General features: G+C 60.3%; 24 protein-coding genes and 1 tRNA gene. 12 read left to right on the forward strand and 13 right to left on the reverse strand.

Going from position 1 to position 24,946, the window contains the following annotated elements:
• Positions 1-39 precede the first annotated feature (39 nt).
• The 4 genes from gpmM to AC0J1C_RS14550 all read left to right on the forward strand — a co-directional run bounded on the left by gpmM (position 40) and on the right by AC0J1C_RS14550 (position 5,062).
• Entirely contained in the window at positions 40-1,587 is a 1,548-nt protein-coding gene (gpmM, locus tag AC0J1C_RS14535; RefSeq protein ID WP_473046560.1) for a 2,3-bisphosphoglycerate-independent phosphoglycerate mutase, read from the forward strand.
• Between the two features lie 20 nt (positions 1,588-1,607).
• Entirely contained in the window at positions 1,608-2,741 is a 1,134-nt protein-coding gene (locus AC0J1C_RS14540; RefSeq protein ID WP_473044492.1) for a murein hydrolase activator EnvC family protein, read from the forward strand.
• 96 nt (positions 2,742-2,837) lie between these two features.
• The gene (locus AC0J1C_RS14545; RefSeq protein WP_473044494.1) at positions 2,838-4,250 is read left to right on the forward strand and encodes a S41 family peptidase; all 1,413 of its coding nucleotides are present in this window, start codon (positions 2,838-2,840) and stop codon (positions 4,248-4,250) included.
• Between the two features lie 32 nt (positions 4,251-4,282).
• Entirely contained in the window at positions 4,283-5,062 is a 780-nt protein-coding gene (locus AC0J1C_RS14550) for a divergent polysaccharide deacetylase family protein (RefSeq protein WP_375193215.1), read from the forward strand.
• A gap of 2 nt (positions 5,063-5,064) precedes the next feature.
• Here the strand turns inward: AC0J1C_RS14550 and hisF are convergent, their stop codons facing one another.
• From hisF to AC0J1C_RS14575, 5 genes are all read right to left on the reverse strand, one after another.
• Positions 5,065-5,838, reverse strand: a complete 774-nt coding sequence (gene hisF / locus AC0J1C_RS14555) for an imidazole glycerol phosphate synthase subunit HisF (protein WP_473044495.1) — start codon at positions 5,836-5,838, stop codon at positions 5,065-5,067.
• Between the two features lie 7 nt (positions 5,839-5,845).
• Positions 5,846-6,583: a 1-(5-phosphoribosyl)-5-[(5-phosphoribosylamino)methylideneamino]imidazole-4-carboxamide isomerase gene (hisA, locus tag AC0J1C_RS14560; RefSeq protein WP_375193185.1), complete on the reverse strand. Its 738-nt coding sequence runs from the start codon at positions 6,581-6,583 to the stop codon at positions 5,846-5,848.
• Positions 6,577-7,218 carry an imidazole glycerol phosphate synthase subunit HisH gene (gene hisH, locus AC0J1C_RS14565; protein ID WP_473044496.1) on the reverse strand — a complete coding sequence of 214 codons (642 nt, stop codon included), beginning with the start codon at positions 7,216-7,218 and terminating at the stop codon, positions 6,577-6,579. The genes hisA and hisH overlap by 7 nt, the downstream gene beginning before the upstream one ends.
• Positions 7,219-7,289: 71 nt before the next feature.
• Positions 7,290-7,883, reverse strand: a complete 594-nt coding sequence (gene hisB, locus AC0J1C_RS14570) for an imidazoleglycerol-phosphate dehydratase HisB (protein WP_091987769.1) — start codon at positions 7,881-7,883, stop codon at positions 7,290-7,292.
• Positions 7,884-8,008: 125 nt separating this feature from the next.
• Positions 8,009-8,470: an SRPBCC family protein gene (locus AC0J1C_RS14575; RefSeq protein WP_091987771.1), complete on the reverse strand. Its 462-nt coding sequence runs from the start codon at positions 8,468-8,470 to the stop codon at positions 8,009-8,011.
• 205 nt (positions 8,471-8,675) lie between these two features.
• Between AC0J1C_RS14575 and AC0J1C_RS14580 the strand changes: the two genes are divergently transcribed.
• From AC0J1C_RS14580 to rhtB, 6 genes are all read left to right on the forward strand, one after another.
• On the forward strand, positions 8,676-10,859 hold the full coding sequence (locus AC0J1C_RS14580; RefSeq protein WP_473044498.1) for an AsmA family protein: 2,184 nt from the start codon (positions 8,676-8,678) through the stop codon (positions 10,857-10,859).
• The gene (gene mutY, locus AC0J1C_RS14585) at positions 10,859-11,926 is read left to right on the forward strand and encodes an A/G-specific adenine glycosylase (protein ID WP_473044499.1); all 1,068 of its coding nucleotides are present in this window, start codon (positions 10,859-10,861) and stop codon (positions 11,924-11,926) included. The genes AC0J1C_RS14580 and mutY overlap by 1 nt, the downstream gene beginning before the upstream one ends.
• 72 nt (positions 11,927-11,998) lie before the next feature.
• Positions 11,999-12,271 (forward strand): oxidative damage protection protein, encoded by a 273-nt coding sequence (locus tag AC0J1C_RS14590; RefSeq protein ID WP_473044500.1) that lies wholly within the window; start codon positions 11,999-12,001, stop codon positions 12,269-12,271.
• A gap of 131 nt (positions 12,272-12,402) precedes the next feature.
• A tRNA-Phe gene (locus AC0J1C_RS14595) sits at positions 12,403-12,478 on the forward strand.
• A gap of 489 nt (positions 12,479-12,967) precedes the next feature.
• Positions 12,968-13,930, forward strand: a complete 963-nt coding sequence (locus tag AC0J1C_RS14600; protein WP_473044502.1) for a calcium/sodium antiporter — start codon at positions 12,968-12,970, stop codon at positions 13,928-13,930.
• A gap of 3 nt (positions 13,931-13,933) precedes the next feature.
• A complete protein-coding gene (gene rhtB / locus AC0J1C_RS14605; protein WP_473044503.1) occupies positions 13,934-14,554 on the forward strand; it encodes a homoserine/homoserine lactone efflux protein in 621 nt (206 codons plus the stop codon).
• Between the two features lie 21 nt (positions 14,555-14,575).
• Here the strand turns inward: rhtB and AC0J1C_RS14610 are convergent, their stop codons facing one another.
• From AC0J1C_RS14610 to dctP, 8 genes are all read right to left on the reverse strand, one after another.
• Positions 14,576-14,989 carry a DUF4124 domain-containing protein gene (locus AC0J1C_RS14610; RefSeq protein WP_473044504.1) on the reverse strand — a complete coding sequence of 138 codons (414 nt, stop codon included), beginning with the start codon at positions 14,987-14,989 and terminating at the stop codon, positions 14,576-14,578.
• A gap of 143 nt (positions 14,990-15,132) precedes the next feature.
• A complete protein-coding gene (glcF, locus tag AC0J1C_RS14615) occupies positions 15,133-16,341 on the reverse strand; it encodes a glycolate oxidase subunit GlcF (RefSeq protein WP_473044505.1) in 1,209 nt (402 codons plus the stop codon).
• 2 nt (positions 16,342-16,343) lie between these two features.
• Entirely contained in the window at positions 16,344-17,411 is a 1,068-nt protein-coding gene (gene glcE / locus AC0J1C_RS14620) for a glycolate oxidase subunit GlcE (protein ID WP_473044506.1), read from the reverse strand.
• Positions 17,404-18,876, reverse strand: a complete 1,473-nt coding sequence (locus AC0J1C_RS14625) for an FAD-linked oxidase C-terminal domain-containing protein (RefSeq protein ID WP_473044507.1) — start codon at positions 18,874-18,876, stop codon at positions 17,404-17,406. The genes glcE and AC0J1C_RS14625 overlap by 8 nt, the downstream gene beginning before the upstream one ends.
• Before the next feature lie 107 nt (positions 18,877-18,983).
• On the reverse strand, positions 18,984-19,409 hold the full coding sequence (locus tag AC0J1C_RS14630) for a heme-binding protein (RefSeq protein WP_375193174.1): 426 nt from the start codon (positions 19,407-19,409) through the stop codon (positions 18,984-18,986).
• A gap of 18 nt (positions 19,410-19,427) precedes the next feature.
• Complete coding sequence (locus tag AC0J1C_RS14635) at positions 19,428-20,963, reverse strand: TRAP transporter large permease (protein ID WP_473044508.1); 1,536 nt, start codon at positions 20,961-20,963, stop codon at positions 19,428-19,430.
• Positions 20,960-21,670: a TRAP transporter small permease subunit gene (locus tag AC0J1C_RS14640; RefSeq protein ID WP_473044509.1), complete on the reverse strand. Its 711-nt coding sequence runs from the start codon at positions 21,668-21,670 to the stop codon at positions 20,960-20,962. The genes AC0J1C_RS14635 and AC0J1C_RS14640 overlap by 4 nt, the downstream gene beginning before the upstream one ends.
• 101 nt (positions 21,671-21,771) lie before the next feature.
• Positions 21,772-22,797 carry a TRAP transporter substrate-binding protein DctP gene (gene dctP, locus AC0J1C_RS14645; protein ID WP_473046562.1) on the reverse strand — a complete coding sequence of 342 codons (1,026 nt, stop codon included), beginning with the start codon at positions 22,795-22,797 and terminating at the stop codon, positions 21,772-21,774.
• A gap of 373 nt (positions 22,798-23,170) precedes the next feature.
• Between dctP and AC0J1C_RS14650 the strand changes: the two genes are divergently transcribed.
• On the forward strand, positions 23,171-23,929 hold the full coding sequence (locus tag AC0J1C_RS14650; protein ID WP_473044510.1) for an FCD domain-containing protein: 759 nt from the start codon (positions 23,171-23,173) through the stop codon (positions 23,927-23,929).
• A 154-nt stretch (positions 23,930-24,083) separates the two neighbouring features.
• Entirely contained in the window at positions 24,084-24,854 is a 771-nt protein-coding gene (locus tag AC0J1C_RS14655) for an ABC transporter ATP-binding protein (protein ID WP_473044511.1), read from the forward strand.
• Positions 24,855-24,946: the final 92 nt, after the last annotated feature.

The raw sequence follows: 24,946 nt of genomic DNA on the forward strand, positions 1-24,946 counted from the left end.
TTAGTAAATTTACTAACATTTTTACTTTCGGACTGAATGATGACTGCAATGCGCAAGCCGACCGCACTGATTATTCTGGACGGCTGGGGCCACCGCGACCCGGCCGAGGACAACGCCATCAGCAACGCCAATACCCCTTTCTGGGACAAGCTCTGGCAAAATCAGCCCAAGACCCTGATCAACACCTCGGGCATGTTTGTGGGCCTGCCACAGGGGCAGATGGGCAACTCCGAAGTCGGCCACATGAACCTCGGCGCTGGCCGCGTGGTGTACCAGAGCCTGACCCGCATCGACAAAGACCTTGAAGACGGCACCTTCCAGGAAAACCCGGTGCTGTGTGCCGCCATCGACAAGGCCGTACAGAGCGGCCGCGCGGTACACCTGATGGGCCTTATGTCCCCCGGTGGCGTACACAGCCACGAAGATCACATTCTGGCCGCCGCCGAACTGGCTGCCGCCCGCGGAGCGAAGGAAGTTTACGTACATGCGTTTCTCGACGGCCGCGACATGCCGCCCCGCAGCGCCAAGGCCTCGCTGGAAAAAGCCGCTGCCAAACTGAAAAGCCTCGGGGTTGGCCGGGTAGCCTCCCTGGTTGGCCGCTACTACGCCATGGACCGCGACAACCGCTGGGATCGCATCGAGGCCGCCTACAACCTGATGACCCAGGGCACCGCCGAATTTGTTGCCAAGGACCCGGTCTCCGGCCTGGAGCAAGCCTACGAGCGCGGTGAGAACGACGAGTTCGTATCCCCCACCCGGATCCAGGCGCCCGGCGAGTCCGAAGGCACCATCAATGACGGCGACAGCGTTCTGTTCATGAACTTCCGGGCCGACCGCGCCCGGGAAATGACCCGCACCTTCGTGGAGAAGGATTTCGATGGCTTCCAGCGCCAGAAATATCCGGAACTGGCGGATTTTGTGATGCTGACCGAGTACGCGGCCGACATCAAAACCTCCTGCGCCTACCCGCCGGAACAGCTGACCAACGGGCTCGGCGAGTACATGGCCAAGCAGGGCAAGACCCAGCTGCGCATTGCCGAAACCGAGAAGTACGCGCACGTGACCTTCTTCTTTAACGGCGGCCTGGAAACGCCGTTCGACGGCGAGGATCGCATCCTGGTGCCCTCCCCCAAGGTCGCCACCTACGACCTTCAGCCGGAGATGAGCGCCCCCGAGGTCACCGACAAGCTGGTTGAAGCCATCAAGAGCGGCAAGTACGACCTGGTGGTCTGCAACTACGCCAACGGCGACATGGTCGGCCACACCGGCAAACTGGACGCCGCCATCAAGGCTGCGGAATGCCTCGACGAGTGTGTGAAGCGCGTTGTGGAAGCCCTCGACGAGGTGGGCGGCGAAGCCCTGATCACCGCCGATCACGGCAACTGCGAGCAGATGACCGATCCCAACTCCGGGCAGGTCCACACCGCGCACACCATCGGCCCGGTACCGCTGGTCTACACCGGCCATCGCCAGGTGAACCTCCGGGACGACGGCAGCTTGAGCGATGTCGCGCCCACTCTCCTCGCCCTGATGGGACTGGAACAACCGAAGGAAATGACCGGGCACAGCCTGGTTGAGCTCGGTTGATCAGACAGCGGATATTCGCCGTGCGATCAGCCGCACTGCTGGCGCTCGCCCTTGGCCTGGGCGCAGCGCCGGTTCTCGCCCAGCAGGACGTGACACCAGCCCAGATCGAGGAACTCAAGGAACAGATTGAGGATATCGATGAGTGGCTGGCCGACGCCGAAGAAGACCGCTCTGCCCTGGAGCGGCAACTGGCCGAAACTGAAAAAACCATCAGCCGCCTGACCCGTGAACGTCGGTCCCTGCGCGAGCAGGCCGAGCAACAGAAGCAGCGGCTGGCCCAACTTGAAAACGAGGAAAGGGAGTTGTCCCGCACCCTCGACCGCCAGCGGGAAAGCCTCAAGAGCCAGATTCGCGCCGCCTGGATGGAAGGGGATGCGCCGGCGGTCAAGGTGCTGCTCAATGAGATTGATCCGGACCGGATTGCCCGCACCCTCACCTACTACGAGTACCTGAGCAAACACACAGTCACCCGGCTTGAAGCCTTCCGCGCAAGCCTGGAGGAGCTCCGGACCACTCAGGCCGCGGTTGAGGCCACCCGGGTTGAGCTGGCCAACACCGAAAAAGGTCTGGCCCAGCGTCAGCAGGCGTTGGCGCAGTCGCGACAGGAACGGCAACAGACCCTCGCCTCCCTAAATGCCGACATTCAGAACCGCCGCAGCGAACGCCAGGAGCTGGAATCAGACCGCAAGCGCCTTGAAAAATTGCTGGAAGAAGTCCAGCAGGCCATCAATAACATTCCGTCCCCGAACGAATCCAAGCCCTTTGCCTCACTTCGCAACCGGCTGCCCTGGCCGGTACAGGGCCAGGTCCTGAGTGGCTTTGGCGATCGCTACGCCGACGGCAAGCTGCGCCGCACCGGCCTGCTGATCCGAACCGGGGAAGAAGCGGAAATCCGCGCCATACACCACGGCCGTGTGGTTTTCGCCAACTGGCTGCGGGGCTTTGGCCTGATCACCATCATTGATCACGGCGATGGCTACATGACACTCTATGGCCACAGCAGCAGCCTCTTCACCAGCCCCGGCGACTGGGTTACAGCCGGGGAGTCCATCGCCATCGCAGGACAGACCGGCGGCACCGATACGCCAGCCCTGTATTTTGAAGTTCGACACAACGGCAAGCCTGACAATCCCCGCCGCTGGCTGGCAAACTGACGTCTCCGCCAAGGGCTGACAAACGGCCCGGGTGGCGCCATACTGTCCGGAGCCGGGGAACGGGTCCAACTATCGGAATCAAAACAGGATATGGGAATGAAACGGGTCAGAAGTACACTCCATGCCACGCCTTTACGCACACTTGTGATCGCTACCTGTTTTGCCACCGCCTCCGGGCTTGCCCTGGCGCAGGAACCGGCATCGGAAACCGAACAGCTGCTGGAAGGCATCCAGAACGGTGAACGGGTCCAGATCAGCCTGCCCGACCCGGAGAAACAGCTTCCCCTGGAGGATCTGCGCAAGTTCACCGAGGTGTTCAGCCGCATCAAGGACGCCTACGTTGAGGAAGTGAGCGACCGGAAGCTGCTGGAAAGCGCTATCAAGGGCATGCTCTCGGACCTGGACCCGCATTCCACCTACCTGGCGCCCAAGGACTACGAAGAGCTGGAGGAGAGCACCTCGGGCGAATTCGGGGGCCTGGGCATCGAAGTGGGTATGGAAAATGGCTTTGTGAAAGTCATTGCCCCGATCGACGACACCCCCGCCCAGAAAGCCGGGGTACAGGCCGGCGACCTGATCATCAAGCTGGACGAAAATCCGGTGAAAGGGATGAGCCTGGAGGAAGCCGTCAAACTGATGCGCGGCAAACCGGGCACCATCGTCACCCTGACCATCATGCGTGAGGGAGAGAGCGCGCCGATCGAGATTGACGTTGAGCGCGATGTGATCAAGGTCACCAGCGTGAAATCCCGCATGCTGGAAAACGGCTATGGCTATGTCCGGATCACCCAGTTCCAGGCCGACACCGGCAGCCAGTTCAAGGACGCTCTGGTAGCCCTTGAGGAAGAATTGGGCCGGGACCTGGATGGCCTGATCATCGACCTGCGAAACAATCCGGGCGGCGTGCTCCAGGCTGCGGTGGAATCGGCCGACGCGCTGCTGGATGAAGGCCTGATTGTTTACACCGAGGGCCGTATCCAGAGCTCGCGCCTGCGTTTCAGCGCCCGGGAAGGGGACGTGATGGAAGGCACCCCGATTGTGGTTCTGATCAACGGCGGCTCGGCGTCCGCTTCCGAAATTCTGGCAGGCGCGCTGCAGGACCACGAAAGAGCCGTGGTGATGGGCACCCAGTCGTTCGGCAAGGGCAGCGTTCAAACCGTGATTCCGCTGGATGAAACCCATGCCATCAAGATGACCACCGCCCGGTACTACACCCCGGACGGCCGCTCCATCCAGGCGACCGGCATCAAGCCCGACATCGTTGTGCGCCCGGCTGAGCTGAAGGAGCTGGACAGCAAACCCTTCTTTACCGAGGCCGACCTGAGCGGGCACCTGGAAGGACAGAACGAGAAGGAACAGGAACAGGAGAAAGCCGACCGGCCTGAAGAGGCTGATTCGGTATCGCTGGCAGAGCGCGACTACCAGCTTCGCTCGGCCCTGAACCTGCTCAAAGGGATCCATATCCTCAACCCGAAGACCAGGGGCATGACGAAAGGAAACAGTCAGTGAAAGCAGCCGTCACACTGCTGGTGCTGGTTCTCATGACCAGCGCCGGCGTGGCTTCCGCGGAACCCGGCAACCGGACGCTGCCACCCACCATCGCGATCATCATCGACGACATGGGCCATGACCTGGCCGAGGGTGAGCGTCTGGCCATGATGGACCAGCCCCTGACCCTGGCGTTCCTGCCCTACCGCCGCCATACCGACACCCTGGCCCGACTCGCCCATCGCCAGAACAAGGAAATCATGCTCCACGCGCCCATGGCCAACACCCGCAATTTCGGGCTCGGCCCCGGCGGCCTGACGCCGGACATGGACGAACAAAGCATGGCAACAACCCTTCGCCGCGCCCTGCAGTCCATTCCCCATGTTCGCGGGGTCAACAACCACATGGGCAGCCTGCTGACCCAGCAGCTGCAGCCCATGGACTGGATCATGAAAGAGCTGTTCCGTTACCCGGTGTACTTCGTCGACAGCCGCACCATCGCTTCCACGGTTGCTGGCGATGTGGCCGAAGCCTACCGGATTCCGACCCTGGCACGGGATGTCTTCCTTGATCACGAGCAGACCGAAGAGTTCATTGATCGCCAGTTCAAGCTGCTGATCAAGCGCGCCCGCGAGAACGGCAGTGCCATTGGCATTGGCCATCCTCACAAGGTCACCGTGGATTATCTGGAAAAGCACCTGCCAGAACTGGACCGCCAGGGCATCGCCATTGCTACGGTCAGCGGGCTGTGGGCCATGCGCAATGGCAATCGCGAGATGTTTGCAGAGGGCGAAAAGCAGGCCATCCGACCTGCCCTTGCGCAGAAGAAGTAGGATCAGTCCCGGACTTCGATGCCCTGGGCCTTCATGAAGGCCTTGGCTTCCGGAATGGTGTGCTGGCCGAAATGGAAAATGGAGGCCGCCAGCACCGCGTCGGCCCCTCCCTGGGTAACACCGTCGGCCAGGTGTTGCAGTTCGCCCACGCCCCCCGAAGCAATCACCGGTACGATCACCGCGTCGCTCACGGCCCTGGTCAGGCCAAGATCAAAGCCGATCTTGGTGCCGTCCCGGTCCATGCTGGTAAGCAGCAACTCGCCGGCGCCCATGTCCACCATCTTGCGGGCCCACTCGACGGCATCCAGGCCGGTTGGCTTGCGGCCACCGTGAGTGAAAATCTCCCAGCGGGGCGATTCATTCTCGGCACTGACCCGCTTGGCATCAATGGCCACCACAATGCACTGGCTCCCGAAACGCTCTGCCGCTTCCCGCACGAACTCCGGGTTGAACACGGCAGCGGTGTTGATGGAGACCTTGTCGGCACCGGCATTCAGCAGTTTGCGAATGTCGTCCACGGTGCGCACGCCGCCACCCACGGTCAACGGGATAAACACTTCCGCCGCCATCCGTTCGACGGTCTCATAGGTGGTATCGCGACTTTCGTGGCTGGCGGTGATATCCAGGAAGGTGATTTCATCGGCGCCCTGCTCGTTGTAGCGACGGGCCACTTCCACCGGATCGCCGGCATCGCGGATATCCACGAAATTCACGCCTTTGACCACTCGTCCCTTGTCGACATCAAGGCAGGGAATGATGCGTTTCGCCAGTGCCATGGTTTGCTTACCCCTTCAGGCTGTCACAGAAGGCCTGGGCTTCGGCCACATCGAGGGTGCCCTCGTAGATGGCCCGACCGGTGATGGCGCCGAGAATGCCTTTGTCGGCGACGGTGGCCAGGCGCTTGAGGTCGTCCATGTTGGTCACCCCACCGGAGGCAATCACCGGGATACCGCCTTCTTCGGCCAGTGCCGCTGTGGCTTCCACGTTCACGCCCTGCATCATGCCGTCACGGCTGATGTCGGTGTAGACGATGGACTCAACGCCGTCATTGGCAAAGCGTTTGGCCAGATCGGTGGCCATCACTTCGGAGACTTCGGCCCAGCCGTCGGTGGCAACGCGTCCGTCTTTGGCGTCGAGACCAACAATGATGTGGCCCGGGAATTTCCTGCACATTTCCGTCACGAACTCGGGCTCCTTCACGGCTTTGGTGCCGATGATGACCCACTGTACGCCAGCCTTGAGGTAGGCTTCGATGGTTTCTGCCGAGCGGATACCGCCGCCAATCTGGATGGGCAGGTCCGGGTATTTGCGGGCGATGGCCTGGACAATCTCGCCGTTTACCGGCTCACCGGCGAAGGCGCCGTTCAGATCAACCAGGTGCAAACGACGGGCGCCGGCTTCCACCCACCGGGTGGCCATGTCGACCGGGTCGTCGCCAAATACCGTGGAGTCGTCCATACGGCCCTGACGCAAGCGAACGCATTTGCCGTCTTTGAGGTCGATCGCGGGAATTATCAGCATTTTCCAGTCCAGTCTGTGAAATTTTTCAGAAGCTGCAAACCCGCCCGGGCACTTTTCTCCGGGTGGAATTGCACGGCAAAGATATTGTCCCTGGCAACCGCGGCAGCCAGGTCCACGCCGTAATGGGTTCGGCCTGCCATGTCGGCATTGCCCTCGGCCTCGGCGTAATAGCTGTGCACGAAGTAGAAGCGGTCGCCATCCGGGATGTTGTGCCAAAGGGGGTGATCAACCGACTGGTAAACCTGGTTCCAGCCCATGTGCGGCACTTTCAGTCGTTCGCCGTTCTCGGTCAGGTGGTCGCCGAAGTAGCGTACTTGCGAGGGAAACAGGCCGATGCAGTCAACGCCCCGGTTTTCCTCGCTGCGGGACATCAGGGCCTGCATGCCAACGCAGATGCCCAGGAACGGACGATCCTGCGAGACTTCGCGAACCAGCTCGACAACACCCAGGCGCTGCATTTCGGCCATGCAATCGCGGATGGCGCCCACGCCCGGGAGGATAACGCGGTCAGCTTCGCGGATTTTCCGGGCGTTGTCGGTGACCAGTACGGTGGTATCCGGAGCAACGTGCTCCACCGCCTTTTTGGCAGAGTGAAGGTTGCCCATGCCGTAGTCGATGATGGCAACGGTTTTCATGGTTGTTGCGGTGTCCTTGATTGACCGGCCAGGAATGGCCGGCAACAGCGAGTCTTTCCGGAACGAGCGGGTTACAGTGAACCCTTGGTGGACGGGGTGATGCCCGCCATGCGCTCGTCCATTTCAATGGCCATGCGCAATGCACGGCCGAAGGCCTTGAACACGGTCTCGATCTGGTGATGGGTGTTCTTGCCCTTCAGGTTATCGATGTGCAGGGTCACCATGGAGTGGTTCACAAAGCCGTGGAAGAACTCCTCGAACAGATCCACATCGAAGCCGCCAACGGCTCCACGGGTGTAGGGTACATCCATCATCAGGCCAGGACGGCCGGAGAGGTCGATCACCACGCGGGAAAGGGCTTCGTCCAGCGGCACGTAGGCGTGACCGTAGCGGCGGATGCCCTTCTTGTCGCCAACGGCCTGCTTGAAGGCCTGACCGAGGGTAATGCCGATGTCTTCCACGGTGTGGTGGTCGTCAATATGCAGGTCGCCCTTGGCCACAATGTTCAGGTCGACCAGCCCGTGGCGGGCGATCTGGTCCATCATGTGCTCCAGGAACGGCACGCCGGTGTCGAAACTGGACTTGCCGGTACCGTCGAGATCAATCTCTACGGTGATCTGGGTTTCAAGGGTATTTCGTTCTACCCGAGCCTTGCGTTCGGCCATGGGGACTCCGTAACGATCCATAAAAAAGGGCGTCAGTGCGCCGGAAGTATTTTACCGGACGATTATACCTTTTCTGTTGGCCGGAGTCCCGCAAACGGTTCAATTGCGCCGATAGTCGCGCTCGCTCAGAACGCCTTCTTGAGGTTGTTCATGTAGGTATCCACGAGGCTGTTGAACTCGTGCTTGATCACCGGACTGATCGCCAGCTTGAGCAGGCTCGGCAGGGGGACGGTCAGCTCGGCGCTGGTCTGGAATTTTACTGCTGTGGCCTTGTCGCCCTTGGCCTTCAGGGTCCAGGAGCCGCGCACCACGCCGTTGCCCTCGCCTTTTACCGGCTCCCAGGTGATCTTGCCGGCGTCTTTGTCTGCGTGGTACTTGCAGGCGTACACAGACTGGATTGCGTGCTTGTCCACGCCCACCTTCTCCATTTCCCAGCGGTAAGCGTTGTCGCCCAGATCAGTGAGCTTGTGAACTTTCGGAAAATGGCTGGCAGAGCGTGGCACATCCGCCAGCAGCTCGAAAACCTCATCGTAGCTTCCCGGTATTTCGAGTTCCCGGTTCAGCTCAATCGAAACGGTAATTGCCACGGTCTACTCCTTTTTATGTTTGTTGGTGCTCTTACTGCTACAACTGTAGCCGGAAATTAAGGACGTGTATTTTGGCCCAACACTACCGCATTGTCATACTCCTGCGCTGTTAATTTGTTAACCCTGCGTTATCCTTTGGGTTATTACCAACAGAGTTCTCCCGGAACCTCTACACGCTCCCAACATGAGGAAGGAAGCCCGAATCATGAAAGCCGTCCGTTATGTGCTGATCGCCATCGTTGCGCTGATCGTTCTTGCCGTGGCTGCGGTTGCCATTGCCATGGCCGTTATCAACCCGAACGACTACAAGCCACAGATTGAGAAGGCCGTTGAAGACGCCACCAACCTGGATCTGGTTCTGGAAGGCGATATTGGCTGGTCTTTCATCCCCCTTGGCCTGGAGCTTAACGCGGTTGAGGCCAATCTGGATGGCGAGCGTTTCGTGGCCCTGGAGCAACTGGTTGCCCAGGTGGACTTCTGGTCACTCATTGCCATGTCGCCGAGGGTGAACACCTTCGTGCTCAACGGCCTCGACGCGCGACTGGTTGTTAATGAGCAGGGCGAGGGCAACTGGACCCGCATCATGCCGGAGAAGGCTGAGGGCACTGCCTCGGAACAGACCGCAGGCACACAGGATGAGCAGGCCCAGGACGATCAACAGGCCGGTGGTGAGCCCCTTAATTTCAACGTCGAGAATGTCCAGATCGGCAATGCACAGGTGCGCTACACGGACCAGAGCACCGGCCAGTCCGTCACTCTCGAAAACTTCACCTTAAACGCCAGCAGCATTACCCTCGGCTCCGAATTTCCGCTGGAGATCGGCTTTCGGGTAGCCACCGCGAAACCAGCCCTTGAGGTGGACGGCAGCATCAGTGCCCGCCTGGCCGCCAACGAGGCGCTGAACCAGTTTGCGGTCTCAGGCCTGAAGGCGGTGTTCGACATGACCGGTGAGCCGTTTGGCGGCAAAAGCGTTACCGCAGAGCTCGGCGGCTCCGCCAGCGCGAACCTGGAAAACGAGACCGCCAGCCTGAGCGGCTTCTCCGCCTCCCTGGCCAACCTTACCCTGAACACCGATCTGGACGTTAAAGGGTTTGGCGACTCCCCCGCCCTGAACGGCAAGGTTTCAATCGCCGAGTTCTCCCTGAAGAAGCTGCTGGACAATCTCGGCCAGCCACCGGTGGAGACCCGCGACCCCGACGTACTCAAGGCCATTGCCTTTTCAACAGGCATCGGCGGCCCCGACGGCAAGGTGGAGCTGAGCGACCTGAACATCCGCCTGGATGAAACTACCTTCAAGGGTTCCGGGAGCTACAGCCTCGCCAACAGCGGCATCGTGTTCAACCTGCAGGGCGACAAACTCAACGCCGACCGTTACCTGCCCCCGGAGGCTGAAGCAGAAGCCGCCAGCGGTGGCAACGAAACCGCATCCTCCGGTACCGCGCAGGCTACCGGCAGCAGCCCCGAGAGCGACCTGCTGCCCCTTGAGACCCTGCGCAGCCTGCTGCTGGATGTTGATTTCGGTCTTGGCCAGCTGATTGTCAGTAACCTGACCATCAACGAGATCAAGGCCAGCACAACGGCCAAGGACGGACTGCTGAAGGTGGATGAATTCAGCGGCAAGCTTTACGAAGGCAGCTTCGGCGCGAATGTTACCCTGGACGCCCGCAGCGACAACCCGAAGTGGGCAGTGAAATCGGACGTGAGCAACGTGCAGACCCTGCCGCTGCTCACCGATCTGGCCGAGCTTGAGATGCTCAGCGGTGGCGCCAACCTGAAAGTGAATGCCACCACCACGGGCAACCGGATCTCGGCCCTGCGCAGCAACGCCGACGGTCAGATCGCCTTCAACCTGGCCAAGGGTGAATTCCGTCAGATGAACCTGACCCGTATGGCCTGCCAGGGCATCGCCCTGGCCAATCAGGACCAGTTGACCACGTCCGACTGGGGTACCACCACGCCGTTCAACGACATGAGCGGCACCCTGGAGATCAATGGCAACACCCTCAACAACACCAACCTGGTTGCCGCCCTCGCCGGCATGCGCCTTGAGGGTAACGGCACCGTGGACATGGCCCAGTCCATGCTCGATTACGAGCTGGGGCTGCGCGTGGTTGGTGAAATCCACCGGGACAACGCCTGCCGGGTAACCGAGTATGTGAAGAACGCGGTGATCCCCGTGGAATGCCGAGGTAACTTCTCCGAAAACCCGGGCGGACTCTGCTCGTTTGATGGCTCCCGCTTCCGGGATACCCTGAAAACCATTGCCGAAAACGCCGCCAAAGCCAAGGTCAAGGAAGAGGTCGACAAGGCCAAGGCCAAGGCAGAAGAGAAGGTGCAGGAAAAGATTCAGGAGAAGGTGGGCGACAAGCTCAAGGGGCTGTTCAACTGATGGCGGACAGCTTTGCCGACCGGCTGTTGCACTGGTACGACCGTCACGGCAGGCACGACCTGCCGTGGCACCATAACAGGAACGCCTATCGGGTCTGGGTGTCGGAGATCATGCTCCAGCAGACCCAGGTAACCACGGTCATTCCCTATTTCGAAGCCTTCATGGCGCGCTTTCCAGATGTTGAGGCGCTCGCCAAGGCGCCGGTGGATGACGTGCTCAGCCACTGGTCCGGCCTTGGCTATTACGCCCGGGCCCGCAACCTGCAAAAAGCCGCGCAAACGGTGGTTGAAGAGTTTGGTGGCGAGTTTCCACAAAGCCAGGAACTGCTGGAGTCCCTCACCGGCATCGGCCGCTCCACCGCTGCGGCCATTCTGGCCCAGGCCTACGGCATTCGCGCGGCCATTCTGGACGGTAACGTGAAGCGGGTGCTGGCACGATACCACGCCATCCCCGGGTGGCCAGGCCAGACCCGGGTGCTGCACCAGCTCTGGGAGCGCGCGGAGGAACACACCCCCGAACAGAGGGTGCGCGACTACACCCAGGCCATTATGGATCTGGGCGCCATGGTCTGCACCCGCAGCCGCCCTGCCTGCGACAGCTGCCCTCTGCGGCAAGACTGCACCGCTTACGCAGCAGGTGAAACCGCGCTTTATCCGGGCTCCAAACCGAAAAAGGCGAAACCGGAAAAAAGCACCTGGATGGTTATCCTCGAAGACCACGACGGCAGAATCCTGCTCGAGCGGCGCCCGCCCAGCGGCATCTGGGGCGGGCTGTGGAGCCTTCCGGAGCTGGACCCGGCCTTCGGAGCGGATGAACTGCAGGAAGCCTGCGAACGGCATCTAGGGCTGGATTGCAGCGAGCCGGAGCTGATCAGCGGTTTCCGGCACACCTTCTCCCACTACCATCTGCACATCCAACCGGCCCGGCTGACGGTTGCTGGAGGCAGGAACACGGTGGCCGACCGGGATAACCTGAAATGGCTGCACCGGCACGAAGCCCTGGGCCTGGGACTGCCAGCGCCGATCCGCACACTACTGACCGAGCCCGAGCAGGCGGCCCTGCTCTGAGCCAGGGCCACCACCTATCAGCTCTCCGATCTGTTATCATCTGCGCCAAAACATTTGCCTACAGGAGCCACCATGAGCCGCACCGTGTTCTGCCGCAAATACCAGAAAGAAATGGAAGGCCTGGACTTCCCGCCCATGCCCGGCGCCAAAGGCCAGGACATTTTCGAGAATGTGTCCAAACTGGCCTGGGAGGAATGGCAGGCCCAGCAGACCATGCTGATCAACGAGAAACACCTGAGCCTGATGGACCCGAACACCCGTAAATACCTGCAGGCGCAGATGGAACATTTCTTCAACAACGAGCCCTTCGACAAGGCCGAAGGCTATGTTCCCCCGGAGCAGTGAAACCGCGCTGATCAAAGCCTGAGCAACCCTGAAAAGATTGCGAAATTTTTCCGGCGTAGCCTTGACTCAATACATCGAAACCGGTTTAATAGCGCCCCGTTGCCGACACACCTTGCAAGGTGTAAAGCAAAGCCCGGATAGCTCAGTTGGTAGAGCAGGGGATTGAAAATCCCCGTGTCGGTGGTTCGATTCCGCCTCCGGGCACCATCAAGATTCCAGACAAAGCCCGCCCTGTGCGGGCTTTGTTATTTCTGGAGCACGCTCACTGGCGTCAAGCTGGCAAGCTCTGCGCCAGTCTGTTCCTTGGGTCCAGGCGCTCCTCCATCAGCCGGCGCGCACGTAGCGCCTGTCTGAGTGCCGAGTAATTCGTGGGACTCGGATTATCCTCGTACCGCTGTTGGGCGAGCCTTGCCTCATCGCATTTGTCGAGCCACTTATCAATCATCTCTTCCGTCTTCATAAGCCATCTCCCCTGCTTGATTTGACCCCCTCAGAATAAGCCTCGCCGAAGCAGACATCCTGATGACTTGATGCATGAAAAATGGCAGAAAGTGGCTGCATTGGTGAACGAGAAAAAACGGGCTCTTCAAGCAATTGAGCCTGAAACGGGCTGATGCACTTGTACCTATTGTGGCATCCTGTGGCACCGTGGATTCTTTCCCGCCGGAACGGCAACTGACTTGAGGAGTGTCTGACATGCTGATGGCCATCGGGGCGATCATTGCGGGTCTGGTTCTACTGGTGTGGAGCGCGGACAAGTTTGTGGAAGGGTCGGCGACAACGGCCAATCATTTTGGCATGCCACCCCTGCTGATTGGCATGGTGGTAGTCGGTTTTGGCACCTCAGCGCCGGAAATGGCGGTGTCGGCGCTGGCCGCGACCCAGGGTAACCCCGGACTGGCCCTGGGTAACGCCTATGGCTCGAACATTACCAACATCGCCCTGATCCTCGGTATTACTGCTCTGATGGCCCCGGTGGCGGTGCACTCGCAGGTCATGCGCAAGGAGCTCCCCATCCTCATGCTGGTGACGGCCTTTGCCGGCTGGCAGCTGTGGGATGGTGCCCTGAGCCGTATGGACGCCATTGGCCTGATGGTGGTTTTCGCCGGCCTGCTTGGCTGGAGTATCTATCAGGGTATGCGCCAGCCCCGGGATGCCCTGGCTGAAGACATGGCCGGTGAAATCCACGCCATGCCCCTGAAAAAAGCCCTGCTGTGGCTCGGGCTCGGCCTGTTACTGCTGATCGTCAGTTCCCGGATACTGGTCTGGGGTGCCGTCGATCTGGCAACGGCCTTCGGCATCAGCGATCTGGTGATCGGGCTGACGATTGTGGCCGTGGGCACGTCGCTGCCGGAGCTGGCGTCATCAATCATTGCCGCCCGTAAAGGCGAACACGATCTGGCGCTGGGCAATATTCTCGGCTCCAACCTGTTCAATACCCTGGCGGTGGTGGGTATTGCCGGAATGATTGCGCCCATGACAGTAGCACCGGAAGTCCTCACCCGGGACCTGCCGGTCATGGCCGCTTTAACCCTGGCGCTGTTTGTACTGGGCTACGGTTTCCGTGGTCCGGGCCGGATCAGTCGGTTTGAGGGCGGCGCCCTGCTGCTTGCCTTCGTGGCCTACACGGTGTATCTCTTGGCATTTTCAGGAGCGTAAATCATGTCCCTTGCCGCCTGGCTCACGTTTTTGGTTGCTGCCGTGCTGATCAGCGTTTCCCCCGGCGCCGGGGCCATCAATACCATGAGTAACGGCATGCGTTATGGCGTGCGCCGCTCCCTGCCCGCCATCATGGGCCTGCAGCTAGGCTTTGGCCTCCAGATCCTGCTGGTGGGCGCCGGGCTGGGCGCGATCATCGCCTCCTCCAACCTCGCCCTGTCGATCATCAAGTGGCTGGGCGTCGCCTATCTGGTCTGGCTTGGCATCTCCAAGTGGCGGGAACCGGTGATGGAATCCATGGACGACGACCGCCAGCCGGTGAGTGGCCACAAGCGGTTCTGGAACGCGGTATTCGTGAATCTGACCAACCCCAAGGCCACCGTGTTCCTGGTCGCCCTGTTCCCCCAGTTCCTGGTGGCGGGCGCCCCGCACGGGCCACAGCTGCTGACCATGGGCGTTACCCTGATCCTGGTGGACTGCCTGGTAATGCTGGGTTATGCCATGCTCGCCAGCCAGCTGTTCCGGTTCATGACCACGGCACGACGCCAGCGCCAGATGAACCGGGTTTTTGGTGGTCTGTTCGTGACTGCCGCCGTGGCCCTGGCCAGCTTCAAGCGGGCCTGATCCGGGTTCCTCCCGGCCCTCTCAGCGCAGGATGCATTCCCGACTGAGTTTCTGGCTCAAGGTGCGGCGCTGCTGTCTGAGGGTATTGCCCCGGTCGTTGCTATAGCCGGCCCGGAGCTTTGACTGAATCCTTTCCAGCTTGCGCCGGTAGCCGGCGCAGGTTTTCTCGAGTTCCGACTCCGCCCGTTCCCGGGCGCCGGTGGCTGGACCGTCTGGCCGACCTGAAGCCAGCAGACCATCCACTTCCCTGCGAATATCGGAAATCCGTTCGCCCTGCTCCAGGTTCTCTGCCATGGGTACCGTCGTGGGCGGCTTCACGCGGATCTGTCGGTGGGGAATCTCACCCGGCGGGTAATCGGAAAAATGCGCCACGCCCTGGCTGTCAATCCAGGTGTAAACGTCGGCCGAGGCCACTGGCACCAGTAAAAAAGACAAAACAACACCCGCCATCATCCTTGGCATACGGTTCCACTCCCTGTGGTTGCGTTATCGGGTCGGGCAGTATAACGAAAAAAAGGGTCAGATGATGGACTCATCTGACCCTTTATCAAACCGCTATCAAACCGCGGGTTCGAGCCTTACTGATCCAGCAGCTCGATCCAGTGCTGCACCGGCACCGGAGATTTGGTCTCCAGGTGCATCTGGCAGCCGATATTGGCGGTCACGATGCGGTCCGGATTGTCGACGGTCAGAGCTTTGAGCTTGTTGCTCAGCAGTTTCTGGCTCATCTCCGGCTGGGTAACCGAGTAGGTACCCGCTGAGCCACAGCAGAGGTGCTTGTCCTTTGTGGCCGCGAGGTTCACGCCTGCGCGGGTCAGCACCTGCTCCACCACGCCATTCTGCTTCATGGCGTGTTGCAGCGTGCAGGGACAGTGGAACGCCACCTTGCCCGGATCCTGGCGCACCTTGAGCGATTCCAGGTCCTGCTGGAGCAGGAAGGCGCCCAGGTCGATGCACAGCTCGCTGACCTTTTGCGCCTTGGCGGCGTACACCGGGTCATCCTTGAGCAGGTGCCCGTAATCCTGAACCATGGCACCACAGCCGGAGGCCGTCATGATGATGGCCTCGGCGCCGGATTCGATCGCCGGCCACCAGGCATCGATGTTCTGGCGCATCCGCTCCAGGCCCTTCTCATGCTCGGACAGGTGATAATTCACTGCGCCGCAGCAGCCAGCCTCGGGGGCCTCTACCATGGTAATTCCGAGCCGGTCCAGAACCCGTGCGGCCGCCGCGTTGGTGTTGGGCGTGGCCGAGGGCTGCACACAGCCAGCCAGAGCCAGAACCACGCGGCTGTGACTGGCGGCAGGCCAGGGGCTGGCCTGCTTTCTGGGCGGCACCTTTGTGCGCAGTTTCTCCGGCAGCACCGGGCGGAAGATCTGGCCGAGGCGCAGCAGGAAGCCAAACAACTGACGGTTGGGCACAACCCGGGCCAGCCCCCAGCGCAGCCACTTGTCCTTCGGCTTGCGCGGCAGTTCTTTCTCGATCAGGCCACGGCTGATGTCCACCAGCCGGCCGTACTGCACGCCGGACGGGCAGGTGGTCTCACAGCTGCGGCAGGTAAGACACCGATCGAGATGTTCCCGGGTTTTCTCGGTCACTTCGGCGCCTTCCAGGAACATCTTCATCAGGTAGATCCGGCCCCGGGGGCCGTCCCGCTCGTCGTTCAGTTCCTGATAGGTGGGGCAGGTGGCGGTGCAGAAACCGCAGTGCACACAGGCGCGCAGTATCGACTCGGCCTCCTGCCCTTCCTTGGTATTGGCAAATTGTTGAACCAGATTCGTTTGCATAATTACAACCAGCTGTATAAACGTCCGGGATTGAAAATATTGTCCGGATCAAACGCGTTCTTGATGCGACGCTGAATACCTTTCAGGGCCTCCGGCTGGTGGTGCATCACCTCGCCCGAGCGGTCTCCGCCCCGGAACAGGCTCACCTGGCCGCCCGCCGCCCGCGCCGCGGGCTCCAGGTCCTTCAGCTCGCCGGCACCCCGGAACCAGCGTTGTGAGCCGGCCCAGTCGATAAACCAGTGGCCCTCGAGGTCCGGGGTCCGGGCGGTTGAGCCCACCGAGAAACGCCAGAGGGGCACGTCGTTACCGGCAAAAAAGTCGTGTTGCAGGTCCTGAACCTGACGCCAGAACTGGTCGCCATTCTCCATTACTTCGCCGGACCATTTGTCCGCAGTGGCCTCCACCGCTGACTTTGCACCGGAAAGCCGCAGGTATACCTTGCCGTCCACCCAGCAGGCCGCAGTGATCGGCTTGGGCTCGGCGGCCCGGCTGTTCATGTAGTGAACCACCTCATCCATGGCCATCTCCTGGACCAGGGTGACGGAGGCCGCCGGCCTGGGCATCACCTTCATACTGATTTCGGTGATGACACCAAGGGTGCCCAGGGCTCCCGCCTGAAGCCGGGAAACGTCGTAACCGGCCACGTTCTTCATCACCTGACCACCGAACCGCAGGTGTTCGCCCTTGCCGTTCAGCAGGCGAATGCCCAGCACCTGGTCGCGAACCGAGCCTGCCCAGGGGCGTCCCGGGCCGGAAAGGTTACAGGCCAGGGTGCCACCGATGGTGGAAGCCGCACCAAAATGCGGGGGTTCAAAATGCAGGCACTGGCCTTCTTCCGCCAGGGTGGCCTCTATTTCGCTCAGTGGCGTTCCGGCGCGCACGGTCAGCACCAGCTCCACCGGGTGATAATCAACGATGCCGGTGTGCTCGCCCACGCTGAGGGTTCCGGCATCAGGATCGGCTTCCCGGCCCATGAAGGCCTTGGTACCGCCGCCAACGATGTTCAGTTTGTGCCCGCTGTCCCGGGCCTGGAGCACCTGCTCCTTGAGTTGTTGGGAAATATCAGCCATGGGCGGCTTCCGTATGCTCGTGCGTGTGTTGTTTGTGCTCAAGGGAACGGTATTCCTGACAGAACCGCAGGGCAGGTACGCCCTTGCCGGGGTTCAGGATACCGGCGGGATCAAACGCCGCTTTCACGTCGTGGAACTGCTGCAGCTCCTCGTCGTTGAACTGCACGGCCATCTGGCGGATCTTCTCCACGCCCACACCGTGTTCGCCGGTGATGCAGCCGCCCACCTCCACACACAATTCAAGAATCCGGGACCCGAACGCTTCGGTGCGCTCGAATTCGCCGGGTAAGTTGGCGTCAAACAGGATCAGCGGGTGCAGGTTACCGTCGCCGGCATGGAACACGTTGGCCACGCGCAGACCAAACTCGTCCGACATCTTTTCCATTTCGGTGAGCACATGGGCAATCTCACGGCGGGGAATGGTGCCGTCCATGCAGTAATAATCGGGAGAGATCCGGCCCACCGCGGGGAAGGCGGACTTGCGGCCTTTCCAGAGCAGGGCGCGCTCTTCCTCGCTGCGGGACGTGCGTACCGAGGTGGCTCCAAGCTTGCGGAACACTTCCTCCGCCTGGGCGATGTGCTCATCCACCTCTTCTTCGGTGCCATCCACCTCGCACAACAGCAGGGCCTTGGCATCGCGGGGGTAACCGGCCTGGGCGAAATCATCCGCCGCCACAATTGCGTGGCCGTCCATCATCTCCAGACCACCCGGAATGATGCCATGGGCGATAATCCCGCCAACGGCGTCACCGCCTTTCTGGACATCATCAAAACCGGCCATGACCACCCTGGCCACTTCCGGTTTGGGCAGCAGTTTTACCTTCACTTCTGTGACCACGCCCAGTAAGCCTTCCGAGCCGGTCATCAAAGCCAGAAGATCCATGCCGCAGCTATCCAGGCCATCGCTGCCCACAGTCACCACATCACCCTCGGCAGTCACCATTTCCACGCTGAGGATGTTGTGAACCGTCAGGCCGTACTTGAGGCAGTGCACGCCGCCGGAGTTTTCCGCCACGTTGCCGCCGATGGTGCAGGCGATCTGGGACGATGGATCTGGCCCGTAGTACAGCCCGTACTGGGCCGCCTCCTCGCTGATGGCAAGGTTGCGAACGCCCGGCTGCAGCCGCGCCGTGCGGGCCAGCGGGTCGATTTCAACAATGCGATTGAACTTGGCCAGCGACAGTACCACGCCCTCCTTGTTGGGCATGGCGCCGGCGCTGAGACCGGTTCCCGCGCCCCGGGCCACCACCGGAATCCCGTGCTCATTACAGATGCGCATGACCCGCTGCACCTGCTCGACGGTCTCTGGCAGCACCACCAGCAAGGGCATCTCGCAGTACATCGACATGCCATCGCATTCGTAGGGCTTCATGGTTTCGTCATCGGTGATGACAAAGGCCGGGTCGATAAACGCCCGGAACTGCTCAGCCAGCTCGCCTTTGCTGACTTTCGGCTTGGTATTCATGACACTCACTAACCTTTGAGCTCGGGGCCCAGGCTGAAGTTCAGGCCCGGAGACCGGGCTTCGGGCCTGAATGACGCTGGATTTGGATGACTTCTATGTGACAGCCATTAACCGCGTTTGGTTTCAAAGTGGTCCAGTCCGGCCTGCGCGCAGTCCATATCCTGCTGCGGCGTGCCGGAACTGATACCGATACCACCTACAACCTCGCCGTTGACAATCACCGGCAGACCACCGCCCACAGAGCTGATGCGCCCGCCCACTTCGGTATGGATACCGAACGCCAGGCTGCCAGGCACGTTCACCTTGTTGTAGTCGTGGGTGGCCTTCTTCGCGGCCGCCGCCGTGAACGCCTTGTCCTGCGCGATGGTCACGCTGGTGATCTTGCCACCATCCATGCGTTCGAAGGCGATCAGGTTGCCGGATTCGTCCACCACGGCGATGCACATGGGCACACCGATGTCGCGGGCTTTTTCGGCGGCGCCTTCAATAAGGATGCGGGCATCCGCCAGGTCCAACCGATTGATTGTCAACATTGCGTTTCCTCCTGAAAATTAACCGTAAGCGAGATTTGGCAGCCACGTGGTGATGGCCGGGAACAGGATGCAGAGGAATACCCCGAGAGCCTGGATCGCAAGGAATACCAGGGACGACTTGAAGATCGTGCCCATGGTGATCTCCGGCGGGCACACGCCGCGGATGTAGAACAGCGCGTAACCGAAGGGCGGGCTCAGGAACGACATCTGCATGTTCACCAGATACAGCACCCCGAACCAGAGCACCACATCGTCGCCCTCCACGCCGGGCAGGCCGAACAGACCCGGGAATTCCAGCGCCTCGACAATAGGAATGAAGATGGGTACTGCCAATAGCAGGATACCGACCCAGTCGAGGAACATACCGAGCACCACCAGCAGGATCATCAGCAGGAGCAGAATGCCGTAGGCACTCAGGCCAGTGCCGAGGATGGATTCGGTAATGAAGTCCTGACCACCCTGAAGGATGTAGAAGCCCACGAATACCGACGCCCCGAACATGATCCAGAGCACCATGGCCGACGCCTTGGCGGTGGTGATGGATGCATCCCGGAGGGTGGCGATGGAAAACACCTTGTGTTTCATGGCCACCAGGATGGCGCCGAAGGAGCCAATGCCTGCAGCCTCAACCGGCGTCGCGATACCACCAAACAGCAGACCGAGCACCAGGAACACCAGTACCAGCGGTGCAATCAGGTCCTTGAGCAACAGGAGCTTGTCCTTGAGTCCGATACGCTCTTCCTGGGGAATGGGTGGTCCCAGATCCGGATTGATCTTCGCGCGCATCCACACATAGAACACGTACAGGCTCGACAGCAGGATGCCCGGGATAACCGACCCGAGATAGAGCTCACCCACCGACTGCTGGGCCACAACCGCGTACAGGATCGCCAGGATCGAGGGCGGTATCAGAATACCCAGGGTACCGCCGGCCATGATTGAGCCGAGGGCAATCTTGTGGTCGTAATTGCGCTTGAGCATCGCCGGCAGTGCGATGATACCCATGGTAACCACGGCGGCACCGATAACGCCGACCATGGCGGCCAGCAGTGTGGAGGCGACGATGGTTGCAATGGCCAGGCCACCGCCAACACCACCCATCCACTTGTAGACTACGTTGAACATTTCCTCGATCAGCCCTGCCCGTTCGAGCATGGCGGCCATGAAAATGAACAACGGAATCGCTGCCAGATCCGAGTTGGTCATCATCGGGAAGATCCGGCTCGGGATGATGTTCAGCATCAGCGAATCACCCACGAGATAGATGAACATGACCCCGAGGCCACCGGTCACGAATGCCAGCGGCAAGCCCATCATCAGAGCGATGAGCAGCGATCCGAACATCAGGTAGGTCAGCGGTCCGATTTTCACATCAGACAGACTACCCGCCAGCTTGAACAGGAATTTTTCGTCGCTGAACGGGTCGTAGAACAGGATGTTGATGAACTCAACACACATTACAAAGGCCAGCGCCACCGTGGCGATGATCATCAGCCAGGTGCCAAGCTTGCCCTTGAGGTTAGAGGAGTTTTGACTGGTCACGGTAGTACTCATGCGTGTTGCTCCCGGCCGAGCCTGACGAACAGGGCAATGTCCTTGATCAGTTTGGACAGACCCGCCAGGGTGATCAGAACGGCGCCCAGCAGCATCATGGCCTTAACCGGCCAGTACTGGATGCCCCAGGTTTCCACGGTGCGCTCATCCATGGAGTAGGAGTTCTGGAAGAACGTCCAGGAGGTGATCATCAGCGCCACCGAGAAGATGAAAAAGAACATGGATGTGAAAATATCCATACCCACGCGGCCACGGACCGGCAGCAGGTTATAGACCACATCCACCCGCACGTGGGCACCGTGCAGGAAGGCGAATGCGCCCGCCAGGAGGTACTGCATGCCAAACAGCAGGAAGCTGGCCTCATGTACCCAGATGGTGGGCATGTTGAAGAGGTAACGCATGACCACTTCGAAGAAATAGAACACCACGGCATTCACCGTCCAGAAGGAAATGAACACCCCGGATTTTTCGCTGATCCAGTCGACGACGCGGGTAAACCAGTTCTCGTAGTCGGACTCGATCTTCTTGGACATCTCAGCTTCAATCTGCTGAAGCTTTTCGTTGGCCTCGGCGTTCTTGTCGACAGCCTGCACGCCACGCCCGCTGGACCACCGGTCCCAGGCCATCATCAGAAGCGGCATGATGGCCAGCCAGCCCCAGTAGAACCAGTGCGGCAGCACGAAGCCGAAATTGCTCAGATCAGACATAGTGTCTTCACCTCAGTCACAGCGCGGGGAAGGGAGAAAGCGCCTTGCCCAAGGCGCTCCCTGCCCTTCCCCGCTGTTGAGTTGTTGTTGGATGAATTCTGTTATTTGACGCCAGCGGCCTTGAGGTCTTCCTCGTCCACGTAGCCTACGGTTTCGTTCATCATGTACTCGAGCTGCATGTCGAAGATGGCTTTCGCGTCTTCGTTCTTGTTAGCCCAGTTGTACCAGATGGGAATCGCAGCCCGACGGAACTCCTCCAGATCAGCCTGGCTCAGGCGGGTAACCTGGTCGCCATCGGCCTTGAACTTCTCCATGGCTTCGATGTTGCGCTTCTGGATGGTCAGGTAGTGCTTCTGGGAATAGTTGCGCACTTCGTCCTCAACCAGCTGCTGCAGTTTCGGATCCAGAGCTTTCCAGGCCCGCAGGTTCACGGTCAGGTCCATCAGGTCAACCGGCTGGTAGATGGACATTACGCCGGGAGGTCCGAAGATGATGTAGTCGGTCACCTGGGAGAAGCCGAGCTCGTAGTTCACAGCCGGGCCAACGTAGTCGGCTGCGTCAATGGTGCCCTTTTCCAGCGCCGGGAAAATATCCGAGCCAGGCAGGCTCACGGTGGATACGCCGAACTGCTGGAACACTTCCGCAACCATGCCACCCGGAACACGGATCTTCATGCCCTTGAGATCTTCAAGGCTGTTTACCGGCTTCTTGGAGTGGATGATGTTGGCGTCGTGCTGGATTGGGCCAACGTAGAACAGGCCGTACTTTTCGTAGATTTCGCGGGTCTTTTCCAGCATACCCATGGAGTAGAACATGGTGTCCCACTGGTGGGGCTGGTCAGGACCGGCAGGGTAGGAAGACAGGAACACGGAGGCCGGGATCTTGCCGGACCAGTACAGGGTGAACGGGTTCATACCCTGCAGTACGCCGTTACGCACGGCATCGAACAGGGCGTTGTTGTCCGCTGCTACCGCCTTGGCCGGGTACGGCTTGAAGATCAGCTCGCCGTTGGACTTCTCTTCAATGCTGTTGCACCACTCCTCGAACAGGTCGTAGCCGACGGTGCCGGCATCCCACACGGACTGGATCTTCCAGGTGGTGGCGGCCTGGGCCTGGCCCGCGCCCATCAGCATCGCACCGGCAAACGCCGCGCCTACCGCTGCTGTCTTGAGGAAATTCCTGCGAGGTGGGGTCTCGCCGGTGTCACAGTTATTCCGGATATTATTCTTCGAATTCATCGAAACGTCTCCGTTGGCTTTGTTGTTATGAGCTACATAGCAACGCCGACCAAAGCCGGCATTAGACAGATATTCGTAGCCAATCCGGTTTTAGTCCAGTTCGGGAGCCACTGGTCTGACCAGTTTTTCAAGTATTAAAAATGGACGAAATCCGCCGAATCGGCCATATTTAACGGGCTCGGACGCAAATCTGTAGGCAATCGGATCAACAAGAAAGCACACCACCCACTGGTCAGACCACAAAGCACAGACAGGCATCCAAATGGCGATTTCCCAGGAAATTTCATATCGGCTTGAGCGTCTTATCCTCGACGGCGGGCTGGCTCCCGAGCAAAAAATCCCTTCGGAACGCCAGTTGGCGACCCGATTGGGCGTGTCCCGGGCGGTAATTCGAGAAGCCCTGCATGAACTCCAGGGGCGCGGGGTCATCGAGACCCGCCATGGCAAGGGTTCCTTCGTGGCGAGTATCGTTCCGGGCTCCAGCGAGCTTGGCGAACAAAGTCCCTTGATGCATCTTTTCGAAGGCCACCCGCGCACCCTGTTCGATCTGCTGGAAGTTCGCGAACAGCTGGAGGGTCAGGCCGCCTACCTGGCTGCCCAACGGGCAACGCGCATGGACCGGCACCGCATCACCAAGGCCTTCCAGGCCCTCGAGGAGACCGACCCGCTGAGCAACGCCAAACCGGACCATGGCTTCCACCTGGCCATTGTCGAGGCCTCCCACAACCCGGTACTGGTGCATGTTCTGAACAGCCTGAAGAATATGATGCTGCTGACGGTCCAGGCATCCGTGGCCAACCTGAACCCGCGGGAGGAGATGCGCAAGAAGATCGTGCGCCAGCACCGGCAGCTTTATGAGGCAGTGATCTCTGCCAAGCCTGCCGCTGCCCAGAAAGTGGCCATGGCCCACGTGCGGTTTGTCAGCGAGGCCATGAGGGACATGGAAAAGCAGGGCAGTACGCTGATCCGGCTGCCACTGTCCGACGAATCCTCCGCCCGGCTGGCCCGTGCCGGCAGTTGAGAACGGCAAATTGCTTGCATTGATCACCTGTTGCAACACAATGACAGCCAGCGAACGGGTGTGGTGGAAGGCGAGCCCCGTGCACGGGGTATTGATTTCCGCCGCCACAGTCCGTAAAACATGCGCCTTTGAATGACAGCCTCAGGAGCCACCCATGGCGGACCAAGCGCCGTTGATCTGCAGGGATATTCACAAAACCTTTGATCAGCTTGAAGTACTCAAAGGTATTTCGCTGGAAACCCGCAAAGGCGACGTCGTGTCCCTGATCGGCAGCTCGGGTTCGGGCAAGAGCACCTTCCTGCGCTGCATCAACCTCCTGGAAACGCCCACCTCCGGCGACATTATCGTGCACGGCGACCCAATACGGTTCACCACCAACCGCAGGGGCCAGCGCATTCCCGCCGACAACAGGCAGGTGGAACTGATCAGGGCGAAGCTGTCCATGGTGTTCCAGAGTTTTAACCTCTGGTCACACATGACAGTCCTGGAAAACATCATCGAAGCCCCGGTTCACGTCCTCAAGGTGCCAAAGAAAGAAGCCATTGAGCGCGCAGAGGCCTACCTGAACAAGGTCGGTATTTACGAGCGCAAGGACTACTACCCGGCGCAGATGTCCGGGGGCCAGCAGCAACGGGCCGCCATTGCCCGCGCCCTGGCTATGGAGCCGGAGGTGATGCTGTTTGATGAACCCACCTCGGCGCTCGACCCCGAGCTGGTGGGCGAGGTGCTGAAAGTCATGCAGAGTCTGGCCGAGGAAGGCCGAACCATGATCGTGGTCACCCACGAGATGGCATTTGCCAGGGATGTGTCAACTCAGGTCCTGTTTTTGCATCAGGGCGTGATCGAGGAACAGGGTACACCCCAGAAAGTGTTCGAAAATCCGGATTCGGAACGGATGAAACAGTTCCTGGCTCCAAAGTTCTGACACTCGGTGCTATCTTGAACCGGTGAAGAAATAAAAAGGATGGAACCAAAAGTGTCCATCGAAAATAAAGCCCAAAAGGCAAACCACTGGAG

Source organism: Marinobacter sp. E2, from assembly GCF_055755345.1.

Bases quoted from the DNA above. Each gene is read 5' to 3' on its own strand.
- gpmM (WP_473046560.1), top strand. From the start codon at position 40: ATGACTGCAATGCGCAAGCCGACCGCACTGATTATTCTGGACGGCTGG.
- AC0J1C_RS14545 (WP_473044494.1), top strand. From the start codon at position 2,838: ATGAAACGGGTCAGAAGTACACTCCATGCCACGCCTTTACGCACACTT.
- AC0J1C_RS14550 (WP_375193215.1), top strand. From the start codon at position 4,283: ATGACCAGCGCCGGCGTGGCTTCCGCGGAACCCGGCAACCGGACGCTG.
- hisF (WP_473044495.1), bottom strand. From the start codon at position 5,838: ATGGCACTGGCGAAACGCATCATTCCCTGCCTTGATGTCGACAAGGGA.
- hisA (WP_375193185.1), bottom strand. From the start codon at position 6,583: ATGCTGATAATTCCCGCGATCGACCTCAAAGACGGCAAATGCGTTCGC.
- hisH (WP_473044496.1), bottom strand. From the start codon at position 7,218: ATGAAAACCGTTGCCATCATCGACTACGGCATGGGCAACCTTCACTCT.
- hisB (WP_091987769.1), bottom strand. From the start codon at position 7,883: ATGGCCGAACGCAAGGCTCGGGTAGAACGAAATACCCTTGAAACCCAG.
- AC0J1C_RS14580 (WP_473044498.1), top strand. From the start codon at position 8,676: ATGAAAGCCGTCCGTTATGTGCTGATCGCCATCGTTGCGCTGATCGTT.
- mutY (WP_473044499.1), top strand. From the start codon at position 10,859: ATGGCGGACAGCTTTGCCGACCGGCTGTTGCACTGGTACGACCGTCAC.
- AC0J1C_RS14590 (WP_473044500.1), top strand. From the start codon at position 11,999: ATGAGCCGCACCGTGTTCTGCCGCAAATACCAGAAAGAAATGGAAGGC.
- AC0J1C_RS14600 (WP_473044502.1), top strand. From the start codon at position 12,968: ATGCTGATGGCCATCGGGGCGATCATTGCGGGTCTGGTTCTACTGGTG.
- rhtB (WP_473044503.1), top strand. From the start codon at position 13,934: ATGTCCCTTGCCGCCTGGCTCACGTTTTTGGTTGCTGCCGTGCTGATC.
- glcF (WP_473044505.1), bottom strand. From the start codon at position 16,341: ATGCAAACGAATCTGGTTCAACAATTTGCCAATACCAAGGAAGGGCAG.
- glcE (WP_473044506.1), bottom strand. From the start codon at position 17,411: ATGGCTGATATTTCCCAACAACTCAAGGAGCAGGTGCTCCAGGCCCGG.
- AC0J1C_RS14625 (WP_473044507.1), bottom strand. From the start codon at position 18,876: ATGAATACCAAGCCGAAAGTCAGCAAAGGCGAGCTGGCTGAGCAGTTC.
- AC0J1C_RS14630 (WP_375193174.1), bottom strand. From the start codon at position 19,409: ATGTTGACAATCAATCGGTTGGACCTGGCGGATGCCCGCATCCTTATT.
- AC0J1C_RS14635 (WP_473044508.1), bottom strand. From the start codon at position 20,963: ATGAGTACTACCGTGACCAGTCAAAACTCCTCTAACCTCAAGGGCAAG.
- AC0J1C_RS14640 (WP_473044509.1), bottom strand. From the start codon at position 21,670: ATGTCTGATCTGAGCAATTTCGGCTTCGTGCTGCCGCACTGGTTCTAC.
- dctP (WP_473046562.1), bottom strand. From the start codon at position 22,797: ATGGGCGCGGGCCAGGCCCAGGCCGCCACCACCTGGAAGATCCAGTCC.
- AC0J1C_RS14650 (WP_473044510.1), top strand. From the start codon at position 23,171: ATGGCGATTTCCCAGGAAATTTCATATCGGCTTGAGCGTCTTATCCTC.
- AC0J1C_RS14655 (WP_473044511.1), top strand. From the start codon at position 24,084: ATGGCGGACCAAGCGCCGTTGATCTGCAGGGATATTCACAAAACCTTT.